This window comes from Micromonospora sp. NPDC003241 (assembly GCF_053589795.1).
This window is the reverse complement of the sequence record NZ_JBSFSO010000001.1, coordinates 326,912-345,044: the sequence shown is the minus strand read 5'-3', so window position 1 is coordinate 345,044 and position 18,133 is coordinate 326,912. Positions and strand designations below refer to the sequence as shown.

Genomic DNA, 18,133 nt, shown 5'->3' with positions numbered 1-18,133 from the left:
GCGTATGACCCTGGATCGTGGTTATCCCGCGCCGCCCGCGCTGGTGGAGCACGCCCGCCGGTTCCAGGCGTCGGGCGGGGTTCCCGCGGTGCCCCGGACGGCCGCCACCGTGCTGCTGCTGCGCCCGGCGCACGAGGGCTTCGAGGTCTACCTGATCCGCCGGGTCGCGGCGATGGCCTTCGGCGGCATGTACGCCTTCCCCGGCGGCGGCGTCGACCCCTCGGACTCGACCGCACACCTCGACTGGGCGGGACCCGAGCCGGCCGACTGGGGCGTACGGCTCGGTGTGCCGCCGCAGGCCGCGCAGGCGGTGGTCTGCGCGGCGGCCCGCGAGGTGTTCGAGGAGGCCGGGGTGCTGCTCGCCGGCCCGGATGCGGGCCGGGTGGTCGGCGACGTCAGCGACGACGGCTGGGAGGCCGCCCGGGTCGACCTGGAGCAGCGGCGTACCGGCTTCGCCGAGTTGCTGGCCGCGCGGGACCTGACGCTCCGCTCCGATCTGCTGCTGCCGTGGAGCCGCTGGGTGACCCCGGACTTCGAGCCGCGCCGCTTCGACACGTACTTCTTCGTCGCGCTGCTGCCCGAGGGGCAGCGGACCCGGGAGGTCTCCGGCGAGGCCGACCACGCCCTCTGGATCCGTCCTGCGGACGCCTGCCGACGGGCTGCGGCCGGTGAGTTGACGATGCTGCCGCCGACCCAGGTCACGCTCGCCGAGGTGGCCGCCTGCGACGACCTGGCGGCGGTGGCGCGGGCGGCGGCGGCCCGGGACGCGGCCACCCCGATCACGCCGGTGCTGGACCTCACCGACGAGGTCGATCCCCGCTTCTATCTGGGTGACCCGCCGACGCGCTGACCCGCCTCAGCCCAGGTGGTAGTTGACGTGGGCGGACCAGCGGGCGAACCCGGTCCGTTCGTAGAGCGCCACCGCGCCGGTGTTGGACTCGTCCACGTAGAGCATCACCCGGTCCAGCCCGCGCTGCTCCCGCAGGTACGCCAGCCCCGCCGTGGTCAGCGCCCGACCGAGCCCACCGCCGTGCGCGGACGGCTCCACCCCGAGTACGTACACCTCGCCGATGCGCGCCGAGCCCTCTCGCTCGTGCACCTTCGTCCAGTGGAAGCCGAGCAGCCGACCGGTCGCCGATTCGACGGCGAGCAGGAAACCGGCCGGGTCGAACCACGGCTCGTCGAGGCGTACCCGTAGGTCGTCGGCGCTCCACCGGCCCTGCTCGGGATGGTCGGCGAAGGCCCGCGCGTTCAGGGTCAGCCAGGCGTCGTCGTCCTGGCCGGGGCGGAACGCACGCAGTTCCACCCCGTCGGGCAGGCGTGGCGGGTCCAGTGCGGTCAGCGGCCGACGCAGTTGCCAGAGCACCCGGGCGCGGCGGAAGCCGAGGTCCACCGCGAGCGCGGCGGCCGACGGGTGGTCGCCGTGTGCCCAGGCGCGCAGCGGCCCGGTGGCGGCGGCGACCACCGCCCGGGCCAGCGCCCGACCGATGCCGCGTCGCCGGTACGCCGGGTGCACCACGAGTTCCGCCCCGATCCCGCTGCCCGGGTCGCCGGTGTCCAGGTGGGCGTACCCGGTGAGAGTGCCGTCGTCGCGGGTCAGCAGATGGATCGCGGGTGCCCGCTCGTCGCGCAGCCGGAGCAGGACGTGTTCGTCCAGCGGGTCCGCGCCGTCGGAGTCGCCCGCCGTCCGCGCCAGCGCCAGCACCTCGGCGATCTCCGTCGGCCCGAGCCGCTCGGTGCGGTGGACCTGGTCGCCGGTCGATCGAGTGCCGCTCATCCCGTCACCGTATCCGGGTCACCGGCGACATCGCGGCGGTGGGCGGGACGACGCCGGTCAGAAGCCGTGACGCGGCAGCGCCTGTACGTCGAGCCGGCCACTCAGCTCGGGCAGGATGCGGTACAGGGCGTCCACTGTGCCCTGTCGGTCGCCCCCGGCGTCGTGCAGCAGGACGATCGAACCGGGCTGCACCCCGTCGAGCACCGACGCGGCGATCCGGGTCGCGCCGGGCCGCTGCCAGTCGGAGGTATCCAGCGTCCAGTGCAACGGCGTCATGCCGAGTTCCCGGGCGGTGGCGACCAGGGAGTACGTCCAGGCGCCGCCGGGCTGGCGGTACCAGGCGATCGGGGCGTCCGGCACGGCGGCGCGGATCGCCTCACTGGTCCGCAGCAGATCGTTGCGGATCTGTTCCGGTGACCGCGCGCCCAGCGTCACGTCGTGTTCCCAGCTGTGATTGCACAGCGTGTGACCGTCGGCCACGATCTGCTGGACGAGCCACGGGTACGCCTGGACGTTCTGGCCCACCAGGCAGAAGGTCGCGGTGACCCGGTGCTCCCGCAGCAGGGCGAGCACCTGGGGCGTGTAGTCCGGGTTCGGCCCGTCGTCGAAGGTGAGGGCGACGGTGCCGGTGCCGGTGGTGACCCGGGTGCCCATCGGGCCGAAGTTGGGGTCCGGGGTCTCTCCGTGGTCCGGGTCGTGCGGGACACCGCTGGGCGGGACGGAGCTGGGGGTGCCGGTGGGTGCGGGGGAGTCCGCCGAGGGCGGGACCTGGTCGGCGTACTCGGGGTGCTCGGCACCGGTCGCGGTGACCGCGGAGTCGTTGCGCGGCTCCTCGGGCAGCAGGTTGCGCCCGAGCAGGTACGCCGAGCCGAGCACCGCGGACACCACGAGCGCGATGATGCCGACCGCCTGTGCCGTGCCCACCGGAGGTCGTGCCGAGCTCCCGTAATACGTGCCCACCGCAGCCCCTTTTGCTGGTCGACTCGGCAGTCACCATAAGACCGGCAAGTCGACCAAAAGGGGCGTATAGGGATTTAGCCCTCGACGGTGAGGGGGCGCAGCGCCAGGGCCGCGTGCTCGGTGGCCTCGGCCAGTGCCCGGTTCGACGGCACGACGAACTTGTAGCCCACCTGGCGCACGGTGCCGATCATCGACTCGTACTCGGAGCCGAGCTTGGCCCGCAGGCGGCGAACGTGTACGTCCACCGTCCGCGTGCCGCCGAAGTAGTCGTAGCCCCAGACCTCGCGCAGCAACTGGTCGCGGGTGAACACCCGGCCCGGGTGCTGGGCCAGGAACTTCAGCAGCTCGAACTCCTTGTAGGTGAGGTCGAGCGGGCGGCCCTTGAGCTTGGCGGCGTAGGTGTCCGGGTCGATCATCAGCTCGCCGGCCCGGATCGAGCCGCCGGCGCCGGCCGTGGCGTTGCTCAACCGGCCGACCGCGAGCCGCAGTCGGGCTTCCACCTCGGCCGGGCCGGCGGAGGCGAGGATGACGTCGTCCACGCCCCAGTCGGCGTTGAGCGCGATCAGGCCGGCCTCGGTGACGACCGCGACCAGCGGTACGCCCAGTCCGGTGGCGTGCAGCATGCGGCAGGTCGCCCGCGCCTCGCTCAGCTCGGAGCGGGCGTCGACGAGTACGGCGTCCGGGCTCGGGCCGGCGACCAGAGTGCGGACGTCGCGCGGTGCGGTGCGAACCGAGTGCGGCAGCAGGTCGAGTGCCGGCAGCACTGCGGATGGTTCGCCTGCCCGTGCGGTCACCAGCAGCAGGATCTCCACGATCACCTCCGTCCCGGCGGCCGGTGTGGCCGCACGCGACCAGCGGCACTCAGGGCGAGTGGGCGCTGGGAACTTCCGTGGGTCCCGGCGTCGCTGACGGGCGGGTTTCGGCTTGAGACTAGCCGATGGCCCGGCTCGGACCTTGTCGCGGTTTCCTGTTTGCACCTTCTGCCCCTGATCGCGGCCCAGGTTTTAACGTCGCGGAAACCGTGGCACCCGAGTTGTGCATATGGTCTGGCACGATCGGTGGGTGTTTCCCTCCAACTCGCCCGAGACCGACCGCGACCCGTGGGCGGACGGCGCGCCCTCCGGTGAGGGCTCGGCACCGCGTACCGGTCCGGCCGTAGAGACCGAGGAGCGGGGCCGCTCCCGGGGCCCGCGACGCCTGCGCCGTGGCGGCTCGCCCCGGCGTGCCGACGACGCGCTCGACGAGGAGGAGGACGAGGACGAGGAACCACCGGTCGAGGTCCCCAAGAAGCTCTCCCTCGCCGTCGGCGGGTTCGCCGCGCTGCTCGGCGTCGGTCTGATCGTCGGCGCGCAGACCTCCGGGCCCGGCGACCGGGTGCCCTTCGCCATCGTGGTGTTCCTCGTCCAGGTGCTGTTCGTGCTGGCCTGGACGGTGGTGAACCGGCCGCCGGCCTCCGCGGTGGTGATCGGCGTAGGCGTGCTGGCCGCCGCCGTGGCCGACACCGTGGCCATCCGTACGGCCGAACCTCGCCTCCTACCGCTGTTCTACATCGCGGTCGGCGGGGTGCTCGTCGCGGTGCTCGGCCAGTTGGTCCGGCGGGTGGACCGGGTGCGGGTGACCGACTCGGTGCGGACCACCGCGACCATCGTGCTCGGCCCGGTCGCGTTCGCCACGCTCATCGTGCTCACCCGGGTTCCCGCCGGCACCCAGGCGATCGCGGTCTGCCTCGCGGCGAGCGCGGTCGCGCTGACCGTCGCCCGGCTGACCGACGCCGTCGCGGCCTGGCCCCGACTCGCGCCCCAGGTGCCACGGGGGGCCGCCGGGGTGGTCGGTGGCGCCATGATGGGTACGCTCGTGAGCGCGTTGCTCGGCGGCTATCTGGTCACTCCGTTCACGCCGACCCGGGCCGCGATCATCGGCCTGGTCACCGCAGTCGTCGCCGTGCTGGCCGACCTGGCCTCCGGGTACGCCGCGGCGGGTCGACTGATGGCGGGCGAGCTGCCCGACGCGTGGGCGGCCCGGCACGTGCAGGGGCCGCTCGCCGGCTTCGCGATGGCCGCCCCGGCCGCGTACCTGATGTGCCGACTGGTGTTGTAGCCGGCCGCTGCGGCGGGCGGTTGAGGAATCCGGACATCGGGTAACACCGGTGCGCCGCCGGGCGTACCGGCGATTCGACCGGTGTCGACGCGACAGGACAGGAGAAGGCGTGGAGCGCGAGCAGACCTATGGACGGCGACCGCGGCGACGGGGGCGCAAGGTACTGATCGGCTTCGTCGTCCTGCTGCTCGTACTCGTCGGGCTGATCGCGATCGCCGACCGGGTCGCGGCGAACGTGGCCGAGCGCACCATCGCCGACGAGGTCCGCCAGCAGGTGGCCCAGCAGGGTGCGCAGTCCTCCCCGCCCGAGGTCGAGCTGGGCGGGTTCCCCTTCCTCACCCAGGTGCTCGACGGCCGGTACGAGCGGATCACCATCCGGCTGCGCGACGTACAGGGCTCGGTGCAGGGTGACGCGGTCGCGCTGCCCAGCCTGGACGTGGACGCCCGCAACGTGCGCGCCTCGCTGGACACGTTGCGCACCGGCCAGGGCGAGGTGGTGGCCGAGACGGTCAACGGGACCGGCACGATCAGCTACCAGAGTCTGGCCGCGCTGCTCGACCGCGAGGGCCTGACCCTCGGTGAGCAGGACGGGAAGCTCGCCGTGACCGCCCCGCTGGACGTCCTCGGCCAGCGGCTCACCGTCACCGGCATCGCCGAGATCGTCGTCGGTGAGCAGGGGCAGATCGCGCTCCGTTTCGAGGACCTGGACGCCGAGGGGCTGCCCAACGTCGCTATCGCCCGCACTCTGCTGAACAATTTCGCCCGCAGCATCTCGGTCGACGTACCCCTGCCGGAGCTGCCGTTCCAGCTCACCGTCCGGGAGGTCGTGCCGAGGCCGGAGGGGCTGACGGTGACCGCGGATGCACGGGACGTACCGATCAACTCGGTCGGCTGATCCCGGCGCCGACGTCCCGGATGCTGGTCGGCCCGGTGGAGATTCATGAGATCGCTGGTAGGCTCCCTGGTCATGGGGACGCTCCTCACCAAACGGCGCGCGGTCGACCTGTGCCGCGTGGCCACCTGCCTGTGTCGCCCCGTCATCTGACGGCGGGGCTGTTTCGGGCCGCCTAGCGGCCTAAGGCACTCGGGGTACGCGTACCTGATCCCGGTGCACCCCACCGGACGCCCGGCAGCGGCGCCGTCGCACGAATCCCGTGATCCGTTCCTAGCTATGGGTCCCGCGCGTGGTGCGACTCCTTCGTCACAGCGATCTCCGCGCGCTGGCTCACCATCCATCCTCACCAGGGAGTGATCTGATGAGTCGCGACACCGCACTCGTCTCGGCCGAGTGGGCCGAGAAGAACCTCGACGCTCCGGGCGTCGTCTTCGTCGAGGTCGACGAGGACACCTCGGCCTACGCCACCGGTCACATCGCCGGTGCGATCAAGCTCGACTGGAAGACCGACCTGCAGGACCCGGTCCGCCGGGACTTCGTCAACAAGGCCCAGTTCGAGGCGCTGCTCTCCGAGCGCGGCATCGGCAACGACGATGTCGTCGTCCTGTACGGCGGCAACAACAACTGGTTCGCCGCGTACGCGTACTGGTACTTCAAGCTCTACGGCCACGGCGACGTCAAGCTGCTCGACGGCGGTCGCAAGAAGTGGGAGCTGGACGGCCGTCCGCTGGTCCGCGACGAGGTGACCCGCTCGGCGACGCAGTACGTCGCGCAGGAGCCGGACACCAGCATCCGGGCCTTCCGCGACGAGGTCGTCGCCGCGATCGGCACCAAGAACCTGGTCGACGTGCGCAGCCCCGACGAGTTCGCCGGCCGCCTGCTCGCCCCCGCCCACCTGCCGCAGGAGCAGGCCCAGCGGGGTGGCCACATCCCCACCGCGATCAGCGTGCCGTGGTCGAAGGCGGCCAACGAGGACGGCACCTTCAAGTCCGACGACGAGCTGCGCAAGATCTACGGCGAGGCCGGGCTGGACGACGGCAAGGAGACCATCGCGTACTGCCGGATCGGCGAGCGCTCCTCGCACACCTGGTTCGTCCTCCAGGAGCTGCTCGGCCACCGCAACGTGAAGAACTACGACGGATCCTGGACCGAGTACGGCTCGCTGGTCGGTGTGCCGGTGGCACTCGGCGACGAGCCCGGGGAGGCCTGAGATGACCGCTCCGACCGCCGCCGGTTGCGCCGCACCGGATCAGGCCGCGCCGTTGCCGGCCGGCATCGACCTGGAGAAGGAAACCGTCATCACCGGCGTCGTCCGCGCCGCCGAGGGTGACCCCGTGCCGGGTGCCTACGTCCGGCTGCTCGACTCGACCGGCGAGTTCACCGCCGAGGTGGTGACCTCTCCGGCCGGTCAGTTCCGGTTCTTCGCCGCTCCCGGCAACTGGACCCTGCGGGCCCTGTCCCGGCACGGCAACGGCGACACCGCCGTGACCGCAGGCCGGGGCGTCACCGAGGTGACCGTCACGGTCACCGACTGACCCACGCTCTGATCGGCCTCGTGGCCCGCGTCCCCCGCACCGCCGGGGGATCCGGGCCACGAGCCGTCTCCGCCCCTCCTCGACCGGGACCGCGCGGTGAACATGGGAACGGCCGCCGGGCGTGATGCCGGCGGCCGTTTCCACGTCGGGTCGTGCCGGCGGTACGTCAGCCGACCTTGCGGCGGGCCTTGGCACCCCACTTGGCGGCGGTCACCAGCAGGGCACCGAGCCCCAGCAGGATGCTGCCGAGCAGGCCGACGGTGGCGGTGGAGGCGCCGGTCAGCGGGAGGTCCTGGTTCGCGGACATGTTGTCACCTCCCTCAGCCCTTCACGCCGACCGCCATGCGCGCCGGGGAGTCCCAGACGCACCGGTCGACCGTCGGCTGTCGGATCGCCTTCACCAGGGCGTGCACCAGGATCACCCGGTACAACAGGTCGGCGAAGACGATCACGGGGAGGAACAGCGGTAGGCGGGGGCGTCGGAGCCGCCACGCGGCGAGGCCGACCCAGAGGCTCTGCCCGGCCAGCATGAGCCCCAGCCCGGCCAGCAGCCCGGGGCCGGCGGTGGCGAGCAGCCAGAGGGTCATCGGGGCGCCCGCCACATAGAGCACCCAGTGCAGCATCAACAGCAGGTACGCGAAGTCGAAGCGGCTGGTGTGCCGACCCACCCGGTGCCCGATGACGCCCTGGAAGGTGCCCCACATCCAGCGCAGGTTCTGCCGGTACCAGTCGGGCAGCGTGGTCGGGTCCTGGAGGTGTGCCAGGGCGCGCGGCGCGTACACGACCCGGCCGAGGTTGCGCCGGTGCGTCTCCAGCACCCAGTACGTGTCGTCGACGATGTAGGGCGGCTGCTGCGGCAGCACGGTGTCCAGCAGTTCGGTGCGGTACACCGAGTTCGAGCCGGAGATGCAGTTCATGACGTTGAAGTGGCTCTGGATCCGGCGGATCACCGCCTGGTACATCCAATAGCTGTAGGCGCGCTTGGCCAGCCACGGGTTCCACCGCCGCTCCGGCGGCCACCACGTGACATTGTGGCCCACCGCGATGCCGACCTCCTCGGTCAGCTCGGCCAGGGCGGCGGTGACGAAGTCCGGCGCGACCACCACGTCGTCGTCGAGGATGGCGACCGCCCGGTAGTGCGTACCGAGACCGAATTCGACGTATCCGGCGTGCAGGGCGGCCGGCTTGCCGACGTTGCGGGTCAGGGCCAGCACCCGGGCGCCGGCGGCCTCGGCGAGGTGCGCCGTGTCGTCGGTCGAGGCGTCGGAGACCAGGTACACGTCGCTGCCGGTGGCGCGGGCCGCGCGTACCGTCTCGGCGACGGTCGCGGCGCCGTTGCGGCAGGCGATCAGGACCGCCACCTGGTCGGCGCGCACCGGGCCGTAGCGCGGTGGCCGAATCCCGTGACGCGGCCGGTAGGCCACCTCGGGGCGGACGAAGCCGTACCCGAACGATCCGACGACCAGCAGCAGCGCGACGGCACTCACAGTGATGGTCGAGGCCAGGAGGACTTCCAGCATGACAGCCAATCCGCAGGCGGGAGGGGTTGTGAACGCCGCTCGCGTTGAGGCGTGCTGCTAACGCTAAGTGATGTACCGCTGGTCGCCAAGAGCGATGATCGCTTTCGTCCGTTCGGCCGACGACCGGATGACCCTCCGGCCGGTCGGAAACGCCGATGACCAGGAGAAACAGTCGGGTGGACGGACGCGCGACAGGAACCGGCGGGCGCGCACCATGTCGAGTGCGCACCATGTCGAGTGCGCGCCCTGTCGAGCTGACGGCGAGAACGGATCAGGCGTCATGCCGCAGCGCGTCGGTGTGTCCGAAGGCGCGAGGGGGCCCGCCGAGATCTCAATCTTGGAGCGTTTCCGTTAGCAACTAACGGAAACGCTCCAAGATTGGCGGTGACTCTCGCTCGCGAGCCGCCTCGGTCAGGTCGGCAGCGGGGGTAGCGGGAGCAGCCGCCGTCGTGGTCGGGCCGCAGCAGGCGACCCAGCAACGACCTCATCGTCAGCGTCCCCACCCGCATTCTCGACTTGCGGCCACAGCCAATGGCCACGGCCACGGTCCACGGCCACGGCCCACGGTCCACGGCCACGGCCCACGGTCCACGGCCCACGGTCCACGGCCACGGCCCACGGTCCACGGCCACGGCCCACGGCCACGGCCCACGGCCACGGATCAGGCGTCAGGGCCACGGCTACGGGCCACGGGCTACAGCCAGGATTCTGGGCGGATAGAGCGGCGATGGCCGCCGGTCCGTGAACGGACCGGCGGCCACCACTGGTGGTGCGTCAGATACCGGTCGCTCTGGTGCAGGTCGACGCGGGATCAAGGGCGAAGTCGAGCGAGCCGACGATGCCCGCCTCGATCTGGTGCCGCTTGACCTGCGGCACCCAGCCGTCCTTGGCCACGATCACCTCGTACCGGCCCTTCGGCAACCACCAGGCGTACCTGCCGTTGGTGCCGGAGGTCAGGGTCGTGCCGGTGCCGGCCGAGATCAGGTTCACCCGGACGGTCGCCGCCACCGGCACCGTGACCCCACCGCAGGTGGTGCCGGTGATGGTGCCCTGGATCTTGCCCCAGCTCGACGGCGGCGAGACGTTCATCTCCACCGACACCGGGGTCACCGGGTACGGGGTGTCCGAGGCGACCGCCAGTTCGGCGTCGTACCGCCCCGGCTGCTGCAACCCGGCCGCCGCGGTGGCGGTGAGCGTCACCGTCACCGTCCGGGAGGCGCCCGGCGCCAGCGTGAAGGTGGCCGGGGAGCTGGAGAGCCAGGGTACGTCCGCCTCGGCGGCACACTGCTCCAGACCACCGAGCCGCTCGCTGTCCGCCGAGCCCACGAAGGAGCTGGGCGAACCACCGATCTTGTACGCGCCGCAGGCCGCCGCGCCCCGGTACCGGCCGAACTGGGCGTTGGGCAGGTCACGCCAGGCCCCGGTGGCCGGGTCGTAGGCGATGGTGCGGTTGCTGACCGCCGTCGAACCGGCCGTCACGCCACCGGCCAGCACGAGCATCCCGCCGGCCGCCGCGTACTGGGAGCCCCACAGCTCGGTGGGCATGCTCGGCAGCGCGCTCCACGTGTCGGCCGTCGGGTCGTACCGGTAGGCGTCGGTGTACTCGGTGCTGCCGGTGCCACCGGCACAGTGCACCGTCTCGCCGAGCCCGCCGCAGGCCAGCCAGGACACCGGGTGCGGGTAGGCGGCCCGGGTGCCGAACGTGCCGGTCGCCGGGTCGAAGACCACCAGCCGGTCGGAGTCCGTGCAGGTGGCGTCGGCGCAGCCGCCGACCAGGTACACCTTCCCGTCGACCACCGCCCCGCCGGCCGCCGCAGCCGGTGCCGGGTTGGTCGCCCCCGGCACGGTGCTCCAGGTGCCGACGACCGGATCGAAGACGTCGACGGTGGCCACCGTACGGTCGTCCGCGCCCCAGCCGCCGATCACGTACAGCTTGCCGTTGACCGCTGCCGCGACCGGCTTGGAACGCACCACCGGCAGGTCCGGCAGGGCCGTCCAGGCGTCGGTACCCGGGTCGTACGCCCAGGCCCGCCGCTCGGTGCCGGTGCCACCGCCACCACCGACCGAATAGATCTTCCCGTCCAGCCACGCGGCGGCGTTGTCATAGATCGCGGCCGGCAGCTTGGCGATCGGGCTCCACGCGTCGTCGGCCGTGGTACGCACCTCGGGTGCCGCCCCGCCGTACGCGACACCGGTGCGGGCCTTGCTGATCCCCTTCATCTTCTGTTCCCGCAGCGGTGCGCCGGACTGGTTCAGCAGCTCGAACGTGCCGGTGCGTTCCAGCAGCTCGACGGCGGCCGGTGCGCTGCCGGTGTTGCGCACGGTCAGCTTGGTGGTCCGGGTGCTGTTGTAGGGCTGGTGCGACACGACCGACGCGGGGCTGACCGTGAGCCGCCCGGCGCCGAGGGCGAAGTCGGCCCGCTTGACCCGGTCGGCGTCGACCGTGACCTGCTTGGTGGCCGGCTGGTACGGGGGACGGCTGGCGGTGAACGGGTGGGCGCCGGTCAGGCCGGAGAAGAGCCAGTAGAAGCCGTCCGGCTCGGCGGTGTCCTCCGGGGTCGCCGTCGACACCGCGCGGTCCTGCGGCCGATCGTCGCTGACCACGGTCACGCCGTCCACGGGCGCACCGGTGTTGCGGTCGGTGGTGGTGCCGACCACCAGCCCACCGGGCACCGGGGTGCACTCGCGGTTGACCACCTCCACGTCGTCCACCTGCCACCACCAGGCGAAGGTGCCCTTGAACCGGAAGCGGACCAGGGCCGAGGCGGCGTTCGCCGCCGAGGTCAGCGCCACCTCCTCGACGCGCGGGCCACGCCGGCTGGTGGTCTGGTGCCAGACGTTGGTCCAGGTGACGCCGGAGTCGACGGAGACGTCGACGTCGGCGGTGTCGGTGATCCCGACGGCCCGCCAGTCGCTGCGGAAGCGCAGCACCGGCGCGGCGGTGCCGGAGAGGTCCAGCGGCGGGGCGATCAGGTCGGTGTCCTGGGTGTTGCCGCTGCCCAGGGCGTCACTGTCGACGATGGCGAACCCGCCGGCACCACCGGTCAGGTTGCCGCGCGACCGGGCGTCGGTGAAGGTCCAGCCACCGGAGGCGGTGCGGTTGTCGACCCGCCAACCGGCCGGGGTGCCGGTGCCGTCGAAGCTCTGGGTCAGCAGCGGGGCCCCGAACCGTCCGGTGTAGCCGGCGGCGGTGCACCCGGCCTCGACCGGGACGGCCACGTCGGCCGTGGTGGCCGCGCTGCCGACCGGCACCTCCCGGGTCACCGTGCGGTAGCCCGGGTAGCGGGCGTTCACGGTGAGCCGGTACGTGCTGCCGCCCGGCGCGGTGAACGAGTAGCGACCGGTGACCGGGTCGGTGAAGACCGGCCCACCGGGCCGCCCGGCCACCTCGACCTTCGCGTACAACGGCCAGCCGTGTCCGGAACCGTCGGTGACCTTTCCGCTGACCGTGACCGTCGGGGTCGCCGTCAGCGCGAAGTTCCGGGTGACGGCCTCGCCCTCGGCCACCGTGACGGTCGCCGACTGACCGGCATAGCCGTAGGCGCTGACGGTCAGGCTGGTCTCGCCGGCCGGCACGTTGAGCGCGTACCGGCCGTCGGCGCCGGTGGTGGAGGTGCGGGTGCCGTCGGTCACGGTGGCACCGGCGACCGGGTCGTCGTCGGCTGCGTCGGTGACCACGCCGGTGACCCGGCCCACCGGGCCGCGTGGGGCGTCCCGCACCGCCGCGTACGCGTCCAGGCGTCCCTCGCCGAAGACGTTGTTGTCGGCCGGGGTGCCCCCGCAGGTGGTGGCGTCGACGTCGCGGGCGGTGCGGTCGAGCAGCGCCTCGGTGCCGGCCACGTCCCCGCGCAGGCTCGGCGCGGCCGCCCAGACCAGCGCGACGGTGCCGGCCACGTGCGGGGCGGCCATCGAGGTGCCGCTGAACGAGGCGTACCCGCCGTTGCGGACGCTGGAGCGGACGTTGCTGCCGGGCGCGGCGATGTTGGGCTTGATCTGGTCGGTGCCGGAGCCTCTGCCGGAGAAGCTGGCGATGGCGTTGTTCACGTCGTACGCGCCGACCGCGTACGCGTTGGCGTTGTCACCGGGCGAGCCGGCGCTGCCGCAGGCCGGTCCGTCGTTGCCGGAGGAGAAGACCGGGAACATGCCGGCGGCCCGCCAGGCGGCGACGGTCTGCTGGTACCACGGGTCGCCTCCGTCGCCGCCCCAGGAGTTGTTGACGATGTCGGGGCGCAGGTCCGGTCGGGGGTTCTGGCCGGCCGCGTCGGTCGGCGCGAGCACCCACTGGCCGGCGGCGAGCAACGAGGCGTCCGCGCAGGTGTTCGAGCCGCAGCCCTTGGCGGCGATCCACCGGGCGCCCGGGGCCACGCCGATCTGGTTGCCGGCGCCGTCGTCGCCGACCATGGTGCCCATGGTGTGCGTGCCGTGGTCGTTGTTGTCGCAGGGTGCGGTGCCGGCGCAGACGCCGGTCGGGTCGAACCAGTTGTACGCGTGGTCGAAGCCCTCGCCGAGGTTGCCCCGGTAGGAGGCGACCAGCGCGGGGTGGTCGTACCGCACGCCGCTGTCGATGTTGGCGACCACGACGCCCTCGCCACGGTCGCCGAACTCGTCCCACACCTGCGGTGCGCCGATGTTGGTCAGGCCCCACTCGACGGCCGCGGTGCGGGCCCGGGCGGTGTCGGTGGCGGTCGGCCGGACCAGCGGGTAGCTGCGGCTGGGGGAGATCCGGGCCACCTCGGGCCGCCGGGCGATCTCGTCCAGCAGCGCCTTGTCACCCTCGACCCGGATCGCGTTGGCGATCCAGTACGCGGTGTGCGGCACCTTGCGCTCGTCGAGCAGCGCCCGCAGGTCATGTTGGGTACGGCTGGCGGTGCCGGTCAACAGTCGGTGCACCTCGTCCGCCCGACGGTCGGCGTCGCGCAGTCGGGCGGCGTCGGCCAGCGGGGCGGTCTCCCGCAGGTACACCAGGAACGTCGTGGTCGACGCGGTGTCGAACCGGTCGAGCAGCCCCTGGTCGACGGCGGCCCGGTGTGCCGTCGGCTGGGGGGCCGGTGCGGCGACGGCGGGCTGGGCGGTGACGGCGAGTACGGCGGCGGCCAGCAGCGTCACCGCCCGCCACCGTGATGACCGTGCGGATGGTCGTGTGAACAAGGTTCCTCCCCCACGTCGTCGGCCCCGATCCGTTCGGGGCCGGAGACCCGCGCGCCGGGATGCGACGTCGCGGAGCGGACCGGACGATGTGGGTGGCTGATGGTGAGCGCCCGCCCGCTGAGAGTCATGCTCTTGCTCCGACAGTCAGTGATCAATGGACGGCGTCGGTCAGTACTCGGTCAGTGACGTGGCGGGATCCTGACCGTTAGTCTGATTCGGGGGCTCCATCGGTGACTGTCGTTGGCGATTGATGGAAAGTCGCAGGTCAGCACGGTGCTCTCGGGGGAGGCAACGTGTCCGTTGAGGAGATACCGATCCTGGTCTGCGTCAGCTCCGACGCCTCGGTCCGGCACCGGGTCATGCAGCGGCTGGACGGGGTGGGGCCGGTGGTGATCTGTAGCGATCTCGCGCAGTTGCGCGCGATGTTCCCGGCCCCGCTGGCCGAGCCCGCCGGGTCGACCGACGAGCCGACCAGCCGCCCGGCGAGCTGGGGCGATCTCGTGGTGGACCGGGCCGGGCACCTGGTCACCTGGCGGGGTGCGCCGCTGGGCCTGACGCGTACCGAGCGGGAGCTGCTGGCCCGGCTGATGAACCCGCCGCTCGCGCTCTGGAGCTACGAGCGGCTGTTCGCCTCCGTCTGGGGCGGCGCGTACCTCGGTGACACCGCCATCCTGCACTCGGCGGTGAAGCGGTTGCGGCGCAAGCTGCGGGCGCTGCCCGGGGGCCCGCAGGTGCAGACGGTCCGGGGGGTGGGCTACCGCCTGAGCACCCCGCCGGAGGCCGCCGACGGGCGTCCCGGCGAGGCGGTACACCACGCGTGACACCATGACCCGGTGAGTGGCGCTGTCCAGACGGGGTTTCCCCCGCCCGCAGGTCCCCGGCCCCCGGCCCCCGAACCCCGGTGGCCGCGCTGGCTGATCGTGGCGACCGTGGCCTGGGCGGTGCTGCTCGCCGGTCTCACCTGGCGCTCCGCCCGGCAGGACCCGCCGACCGTCCGCGAGCAGCGCACGCTGGCCGAGGCCGGCCCGGTGGTGGATGCCGCCATCGGCGAGCTGGTGGCGGCGAGCTGGGGTGCGGTGCCCGCGCTGGTCGCCCCCGAGGTGGACCGGGGCTGCCGGATCACCCCCTTCGCCGAGGGAGCGGAGCTGGTCCGGGCCGTCGACCTGGCGGTGCCGGTAGGCGAGGAACGGGCCGCGCTCCAGGAGATCTCCGACCGGCTGCCCACGGCGTGGCGGTCCGGCGTCCGGGTCACCTCCGAGGGGCCCCGGCTGCGCGCCGACGCGGGCGAGTTCGTCACCGTGCTGGGACGACCGGTTTCCGACGGCCGGATCCGGTTGACCGCGGACACCGGGTGCCGGATGGTCGGCGACGACTACTCCGCGCCGGGGACGGGCGCCGCCGGAGCCGAGGTCGGCGCCCTGACCGAGGCGCTGCGCACGCTCGGCGGCACGGCGACCGAACCCGACGAGGTGGTGGCCGCGCCGTGCCCGGGTGGCGGGTCGGCGCGTACCGTCCGGTCCGCCGCCGGCGCGCTGCCCACGTCGCCGCAGGCCACGCTCGCACCGCTGGCGGGCGGCACGCCGGTGGTCGACACCAGCGAGGTGTACGCCTTCCGGCGCGACGGCGTCGCGGTCCTCGCAGACCTGGGCGCGGGCGAGGTGGTGCTCGCCGCCACCACCGGCTGCGCCGGCTGATCGGCACCACCGGCTGCGACTGCTGACCCGCTCAGCCGAGCGCGTCGTCCCGGCTGCGACTGCGGCTGCGACCCAGCGCGTCCGCGCGTCCCCAGCGGCCGGGGATGTCCAGCAGCTCGACCCGCCCGATGCCCTGCGGCACGTACGGGTCGACGATCAGGTGCTCGCCCTGCGGTTCGAGCCCGAGCATCACCCGCAGCAGCATCAGCGGCGTCCCCGCCGACCAGGCCTGCGGGCTGCACGCGGTCGGGTACTGCACCGGGTACTCGGTGAGGTCGCGCTCGTACCCGGCGAACGCCTCCGGCAGCCGACCGTCGAAGTAGCGCGCCGCCGCCAGGATCGACTCGCAGATCTGCCCGGCCTGGGCGCGGAAGCCGTACTTCCACAGTCCCCAGGCGATGAGCGAGTTGTCGAACGGCCAGACCGTGCCGACGTGGTAGCCGATCGGGTTGTACCGCCCCTGGTCGTCGGCGAGGGTACGGACGCCCCAGCCGGAGAAGAGGCGCGGCCCGACCAGGTGGTCGGCGATCCGCCGGGCCCTCGACTCCTCGACGATGCCGCTCCAGAGCAGGTGCCCGATGTTGGAACTGAGCGCGTCCACCGGCGTGCCGTCGGCGTCCAGGGCCAGCGCGTAGTACTCCTTCTCGGGCAGCCAGAAGTCCCGGTTGAACCGTTCCTTCAACTCGGCGGCCTCCCGTTCCAGCCGGTCGGCGTACTCCGGGTCGTTCCAGAACAGCCGGGCCATCCGGGCGCCGCGCAGCTTGGCGTCGTACGCGTAGCCCTGCTGTTCGCAGGTGGCCCGGGGGAAGCTCGGCAGCCGGCCGTCGGCGTAGGAGATCGCGTCCCACGAGTCCTTCCAGCACTGGTTCTCCAGGCCGGTCTTCGGGTTGCGGGTCTGGTACCAGAGATAGCCGGTGCCGAGCAGGTCGCCGTACGTGTCGATCCAGGCCAGCGCGCCCCGGGCGGCCAACTCCAGCCGTTTGACCAGGGCCACGTCGCCGGTCCACCGCTCGTACTCGTCGAGCAGGATCACGAACAGCGGCGTGGAGTCGGCGGCGCCGTAGTAGGGCGAGTGCGGCTGCTCCTCGAAGCCGGCGGTCTCGCCGTAGCGCAGCTCGTGCAGGATCTTGCCGGGGTCCTCGTCGCGGAAGTCGTCCAGTCGGTGGCCCTGGAGACCGGCCAGCATCGTCAACGTCGGCGGGATCAGCTCCGGCTGGAACGGCAGCACCTGGAGCGAGGTGATGATGCTGTCCCGGCCGAACAGGGTCATGAACCAGGGCAGCCCGGTGGCCAACAGGCGGACGCCGAGCGCGATCGACTCGTACCGGAGCGCGGCCAGGTCGTCGAGGCTGCGCCGGTACGCCTCGGTCAGCGGCTGGTAGTCGCAGCTCAGCTTCGGCGCCTTGGCGATGAACTCGGCGTGCTCGGCCTGGATGACGGCGGTCGTCCGGCTGCCGGAGAAGGGGAGTTTGCTGCGGACGTCCTCGCCACGGGCACCGTAGATCGTGGTGGCGACGGTGAGCCGGGTGGTCCACTCGCCGTGCGGCCCGATCTCGATCGGAAAGGTCATCCCGGTCAGGTCGACCTCCGCCGGTGCGCTGCTGCTGATCACCGTCTCCCGGTGGAACGCCTCCCGGCGGTAGTCCAGGCGCAGCGCGTTCTCGCCGGGGGCGGAGGTGTGCTCCCCGCGCTTGCGCTGGGTGTCCTTGATCTCGAAGAGGTCGGCGAAGTCGGCGCCCATCTCCATCCGGACGGTGAACGTCATCGGCTGCCCGGAGTGGTTGAGCACGGTCAGCTCCTCCTCGAAGCTGCCGCTGATGGCCCGGCTGCGGATCACCGAGACCTTCGCGTCCAGGAAATGGGTGGGCTCGCCCGGCACCAGGAAGTACCGGGTCCGATGCGACTCCGAGTCGTCCATCGACAGCGCGTGCAGCCGCTCGCCGTCGAGCAGCAGCAGCCAGGTGGAGAGGAACCGGGTGTCGAAGGAGAAGAGTCCGGTGGGGAAGTCGATCGCCGGCTCGATGTCGCCGCGTCTGTCGCTGACCAAGAAGGTGTTGCCGTCCAGGATGCTGACGAGTTCCTTCACCGGGTCCGCCTGACGTGCTCGCGGGCCACCTCACGGGGGTCCCGGGTGCCGGGCGGTGGTGGGAAGAAGCGCCGGAAGGCGAGGAACAGGACCACGTCCCCGGTGTACGTGCTCTCGTTGCGGAACACCGCGGAGATGCTCTGCGCCTGGCCGGTGACCAGCCGGTCGAACAGGTTGACGCCGCAGTACCAGACGGCGTCGGCGGACTCCGGGCCCTGGCCCACCTCGGCCGCGCCCGGTCGCATCCGGACCAGCCAGTGCTCGGTGTGGTGGCCGTCGGAGAGGTCGATCCGGAGCTTGCCCGCCACGGGGGCGCGGAGTACCTCCGGGGCCCGGGCCGGCAGCGCCGCGAAGAACTGCTCGGTCGCCTCGGTCACACCCGAATCGTAGGCATTAGCCCGAGTTGTCGGGCCGGTTCCGG

The 18,133-nt window shown here is 72.5% G+C and carries 16 protein-coding genes; 8 read left to right on the top strand and 8 right to left on the bottom strand.

Going from position 1 to position 18,133, the window contains the following annotated elements; all coding sequences use genetic code 11:
* Positions 1 to 4 precede the first annotated feature (4 nt).
* The gene (locus ACWDVW_RS01680; RefSeq protein ID WP_449943438.1) at positions 5 to 850 is read left to right on the top strand and encodes an NUDIX hydrolase; all 846 of its coding nucleotides are present in this window, start codon (positions 5 to 7) and stop codon (positions 848 to 850) included.
* 6 nt (positions 851 to 856) lie between these two features.
* Here the strand turns inward: ACWDVW_RS01680 and mshD are convergent, their stop codons facing one another.
* The 3 genes from mshD to ACWDVW_RS01665 all read right to left on the bottom strand — a co-directional run bounded on the left by mshD (position 857) and on the right by ACWDVW_RS01665 (position 3,549).
* The gene (gene mshD / locus ACWDVW_RS01675) at positions 857 to 1,777 is read right to left on the bottom strand and encodes a mycothiol synthase (RefSeq protein ID WP_449943435.1); all 921 of its coding nucleotides are present in this window, start codon (positions 1,775 to 1,777) and stop codon (positions 857 to 859) included.
* Positions 1,778 to 1,834: 57 nt separating this feature from the next.
* The gene (locus ACWDVW_RS01670; protein ID WP_449943432.1) at positions 1,835 to 2,701 is read right to left on the bottom strand and encodes a polysaccharide deacetylase family protein; all 867 of its coding nucleotides are present in this window, start codon (positions 2,699 to 2,701) and stop codon (positions 1,835 to 1,837) included.
* Positions 2,702 to 2,811: 110 nt separating this feature from the next.
* On the bottom strand, positions 2,812 to 3,549 hold the full coding sequence (locus ACWDVW_RS01665; protein ID WP_350699330.1) for a winged helix-turn-helix transcriptional regulator: 738 nt from the start codon (positions 3,547 to 3,549) through the stop codon (positions 2,812 to 2,814).
* 250 nt (positions 3,550 to 3,799) lie between these two features.
* Between ACWDVW_RS01665 and ACWDVW_RS01660 the strand changes: the two genes are divergently transcribed.
* The 5 genes from ACWDVW_RS01660 to ACWDVW_RS01640 all read left to right on the top strand — a co-directional run bounded on the left by ACWDVW_RS01660 (position 3,800) and on the right by ACWDVW_RS01640 (position 7,264).
* Positions 3,800 to 4,834, top strand: coding sequence for a hypothetical protein (locus ACWDVW_RS01660; protein WP_449943428.1), 1,035 nt, complete (start codon positions 3,800 to 3,802; stop codon positions 4,832 to 4,834).
* 109 nt (positions 4,835 to 4,943) lie between these two features.
* Positions 4,944 to 5,729 carry an LmeA family phospholipid-binding protein gene (locus tag ACWDVW_RS01655; RefSeq protein WP_449943425.1) on the top strand — a complete coding sequence of 262 codons (786 nt, stop codon included), beginning with the start codon at positions 4,944 to 4,946 and terminating at the stop codon, positions 5,727 to 5,729.
* Between the two features lie 45 nt (positions 5,730 to 5,774).
* On the top strand, positions 5,775 to 5,879 hold the full coding sequence (locus ACWDVW_RS01650) for an Ms5788A family Cys-rich leader peptide (protein WP_396741961.1): 105 nt from the start codon (positions 5,775 to 5,777) through the stop codon (positions 5,877 to 5,879).
* Positions 5,880 to 6,090: 211 nt separating this feature from the next.
* A complete protein-coding gene (locus tag ACWDVW_RS01645; protein ID WP_449943421.1) occupies positions 6,091 to 6,939 on the top strand; it encodes a sulfurtransferase in 849 nt (282 codons plus the stop codon).
* Position 6,940: 1 nt separating this feature from the next.
* Positions 6,941 to 7,264 carry a DUF1416 domain-containing protein gene (locus ACWDVW_RS01640; protein ID WP_350699336.1) on the top strand — a complete coding sequence of 108 codons (324 nt, stop codon included), beginning with the start codon at positions 6,941 to 6,943 and terminating at the stop codon, positions 7,262 to 7,264.
* A gap of 166 nt (positions 7,265 to 7,430) precedes the next feature.
* Here ACWDVW_RS01640 and ACWDVW_RS01635 read toward each other — a convergent pair whose 3' ends face one another.
* The 3 genes from ACWDVW_RS01635 to ACWDVW_RS01625 all read right to left on the bottom strand — a co-directional run bounded on the left by ACWDVW_RS01635 (position 7,431) and on the right by ACWDVW_RS01625 (position 13,932).
* Positions 7,431 to 7,571 carry a hypothetical protein gene (locus ACWDVW_RS01635; RefSeq protein ID WP_162854347.1) on the bottom strand — a complete coding sequence of 47 codons (141 nt, stop codon included), beginning with the start codon at positions 7,569 to 7,571 and terminating at the stop codon, positions 7,431 to 7,433.
* 13 nt (positions 7,572 to 7,584) lie between these two features.
* Complete coding sequence (locus tag ACWDVW_RS01630; RefSeq protein WP_449943416.1) at positions 7,585 to 8,784, bottom strand: glycosyltransferase family 2 protein; 1,200 nt, start codon at positions 8,782 to 8,784, stop codon at positions 7,585 to 7,587.
* A 774-nt stretch (positions 8,785 to 9,558) separates the two neighbouring features.
* A complete protein-coding gene (locus ACWDVW_RS01625) occupies positions 9,559 to 13,932 on the bottom strand; it encodes a S8 family serine peptidase (protein WP_449943414.1) in 4,374 nt (1,457 codons plus the stop codon).
* A 293-nt stretch (positions 13,933 to 14,225) separates the two neighbouring features.
* On the opposite strand from ACWDVW_RS01625, the gene ACWDVW_RS01620 reads away from it, so the two are divergent.
* Together ACWDVW_RS01620 and ACWDVW_RS01615 are read left to right on the top strand one after the other, a co-directional pair.
* On the top strand, positions 14,226 to 14,753 hold the full coding sequence (locus ACWDVW_RS01620; protein ID WP_449943411.1) for a winged helix-turn-helix domain-containing protein: 528 nt from the start codon (positions 14,226 to 14,228) through the stop codon (positions 14,751 to 14,753).
* A 12-nt stretch (positions 14,754 to 14,765) separates the two neighbouring features.
* Positions 14,766 to 15,626: a hypothetical protein gene (locus tag ACWDVW_RS01615; protein ID WP_449943408.1), complete on the top strand. Its 861-nt coding sequence runs from the start codon at positions 14,766 to 14,768 to the stop codon at positions 15,624 to 15,626.
* Between the two features lie 31 nt (positions 15,627 to 15,657).
* On the opposite strand, the gene ACWDVW_RS01610 is transcribed toward ACWDVW_RS01615, so the two are convergent.
* Both ACWDVW_RS01610 and ACWDVW_RS01605 read right to left on the bottom strand, forming a co-directional pair.
* The gene (locus ACWDVW_RS01610) at positions 15,658 to 17,712 is read right to left on the bottom strand and encodes an amylo-alpha-1,6-glucosidase (protein WP_449943405.1); all 2,055 of its coding nucleotides are present in this window, start codon (positions 17,710 to 17,712) and stop codon (positions 15,658 to 15,660) included.
* Positions 17,709 to 18,089: an SCP2 sterol-binding domain-containing protein gene (locus tag ACWDVW_RS01605; protein ID WP_449943402.1), complete on the bottom strand. Its 381-nt coding sequence runs from the start codon at positions 18,087 to 18,089 to the stop codon at positions 17,709 to 17,711. Before ACWDVW_RS01605 ends, ACWDVW_RS01610 begins: the two co-directional genes overlap by 4 nt.
* Positions 18,090 to 18,133 lie beyond the last annotated feature (44 nt).

Bases quoted from the DNA above. Each gene is read 5' to 3' on its own strand.
- ACWDVW_RS01680 (WP_449943438.1), top strand. From the start codon at position 5: ATGACCCTGGATCGTGGTTATCCCGCGCCGCCCGCGCTGGTGGAGCAC.
- mshD (WP_449943435.1), bottom strand. From the start codon at position 1,777: ATGAGCGGCACTCGATCGACCGGCGACCAGGTCCACCGCACCGAGCGG.
- ACWDVW_RS01650 (WP_396741961.1), top strand. From the start codon at position 5,775: ATGAGATCGCTGGTAGGCTCCCTGGTCATGGGGACGCTCCTCACCAAA.
- ACWDVW_RS01645 (WP_449943421.1), top strand. From the start codon at position 6,091: ATGAGTCGCGACACCGCACTCGTCTCGGCCGAGTGGGCCGAGAAGAAC.
- ACWDVW_RS01640 (WP_350699336.1), top strand. From the start codon at position 6,941: ATGACCGCTCCGACCGCCGCCGGTTGCGCCGCACCGGATCAGGCCGCG.
- ACWDVW_RS01635 (WP_162854347.1), bottom strand. From the start codon at position 7,571: ATGTCCGCGAACCAGGACCTCCCGCTGACCGGCGCCTCCACCGCCACC.
- ACWDVW_RS01630 (WP_449943416.1), bottom strand. From the start codon at position 8,784: ATGCTGGAAGTCCTCCTGGCCTCGACCATCACTGTGAGTGCCGTCGCG.